The sequence below is a fragment of the Streptomyces sp. M-16 genome, assembly GCF_052114405.1.
Classification (GTDB): Bacteria; Actinomycetota; Actinomycetes; order Streptomycetales; family Streptomycetaceae; genus Streptomyces.
Genome location: NZ_JBFRER010000293.1, coordinates 1 through 1,841, shown reverse-complemented (window position 1 = coordinate 1,841; position 1,841 = coordinate 1). Strand labels below are relative to the sequence as shown.

Genomic DNA, 1,841 nt, shown 5'->3' with positions numbered 1-1,841 from the left:
GGGCGGCGCCCTGCGCGCCCCGGGCGGCGGTGGGGGCCGTGCCCTGCGCGCCCCGGGCGGATCCGTGGGCGGCGTCGTGCGCGCCCTGGGGGGCGGTGCGGGCCGTGTCGTGGGCGCCTCGGGCCGGAGTGCCGGCCGGGCCGTCCGTGGCGGCGAGGGCCGGTGCGGCGGCTGCCGCCAGGAGGCCGAGGACGGCCGCCGTCACGGCGGTTCCCGCACGCCGACGACGTACGGAACTGGTGGTGATGCCCATGGACGCGCTCTTCCTTTGCGCTCGGCCCCCGGATCTCGTACTGCCGCTCCAGGCTAGGTCAGGCGCTTTCGGGACCGCCTCCCCCGATCGGCCCCCGGGGCGGGCCCGGGGCCGGTGGAGCGCCCGGATCCGTTGGGGCGATCGGCCCGTGGCCGCCGGGGTGTGATTGGTCACGCCGGCGACCGGGGTCGGGTCCCGGTCACCGAGGGTGCCCGGGCCGGCACTCCCGCGCACCCCTCGGCCGCCTCAGTCCGACGAGGTCACCGTCCAGGAATCGGTGCCGGTGAGGAGTCGAGCTGGTCGGCCATGAGGGTGTCGTAGACGGGGCGGGTGGTGTCGCGGAAGACGCCGATGGGGGTGTGGTGGAGGGTGTCGGGGTCGGCGAGGCGGGAGAGTGCGAAGGCGGTGGTGGGGCTGGTGGCGTGGGCGTCGTGGACGAGGATCCGGGAGGTGTTCTGCGGGGTCACGGTGACCACTTCGAGGTCGCCGGTGTGCTCGTTGCGGAGGACGCCGCGGGTGTCGTCGGTGCCGAAGCGGACGGGGCGGCCGTGTTCGAGGCGGATGACGGCTTCGCGGGCCTGTTCCTGGTCCTTGAGGGCGTCGAAGGCGCCGTCGTTGAAGATGTTGCAGTTCTGGTAGATCTCGACGAGGGCGGTGCCGGGGTGGTCGGCGGCCTGGCGCAGGACCTCGGTGAGGTGTTTGCGGTCGGAGTCGATGGTGCGGGCGACGAAGGTGGCCTCGGCCCCCAGRGCCAGCGACACGGGGTTGAAGGGCGCGTCGAGGGAGCCCATCGGCGTGGATTTGGTGATCTTGCCGATTTCGGAGGTGGGGGAGTACTGGCCTTTGGTGAGGCCGTAGATCCTGTTGTTGAAGAGGAGGATCTTGAGGTTGACGTTGCGGCGCAGGGCGTGGATGAGGTGGTTGCCGCCGATGGAGAGGGCGTCGCCGTCGCCGGTGACGACCCAGACGGAGAGGTCGCGGCGGGAGGAGGCGAGTCCGGTGGCGATGGCGGGGGCGCGGCCGTGGATGGAGTGCATCCCGTASGTGTTCATGTAGTACGGGAAGCGGGAGGAGCAGCCGATGCCGGAGACGAAGACGATGTTCTCCCTGGCCAGTCCCAGCTCGGGCATGAAGCCCTGCACGGCGGCGAGGACGGCGTAGTCGCCGCATCCCGGACACCAGCGGACCTCCTGGTCCGACTTGAAGTCCCTGGCCGAGAGCGCCGCCTCCGCCTTGGGGATCAGGCTCAGTGCCTCAGTCATCGATGGCCTCCTTGAGGACCGCGGCGAGCTGCTCCGCCTTGAACGGCATGCCGTTGACCTGGGTGTGGGAGCGGACGTCGACCAGGTACTTCGCCCGGATCAGGGTGGCCAGCTGTCCGAGGTTCATCTCGGGGACGACGACCCGGTCGTGGCGGGCGAGTACCTCGCCGAGGTTCGCCGGGAAGGGGTTGAGGTGGCGCAGGTGGGCCTGCGCGATGGCCGTCCCCTGGGCCCGCAGCCGGCGGACGGCGGCGGTGATGGGGCCGTAGGTGGAGCCCCAGCCCAGCACGAGGGTGCGGGCCGTGCGGGCCGGGTCGTCGACCTCC

1 protein-coding gene and 2 pseudogenes are annotated in these 1,841 nt (G+C 72.2%); all 3 read right to left on the bottom strand.

The window, feature by feature from the left end:
• Positions 1-253 (bottom strand): annotated as a pseudogene (locus tag AB4039_RS42180) (hypothetical protein); the annotation flags it as partial.
• Between the two features lie 260 nt (positions 254-513).
• The gene (locus tag AB4039_RS42175; RefSeq protein WP_442273300.1) at positions 514-1,515 is read right to left on the bottom strand and encodes a 2-oxoacid:ferredoxin oxidoreductase subunit beta; all 1,002 of its coding nucleotides are present in this window, start codon (positions 1,513-1,515) and stop codon (positions 514-516) included.
• Positions 1,508-1,841, bottom strand: a pseudogene (locus AB4039_RS42170) (2-oxoacid:acceptor oxidoreductase subunit alpha); the annotation flags it as partial. The pseudogene AB4039_RS42170 and the gene AB4039_RS42175, both read right to left, overlap by 8 nt.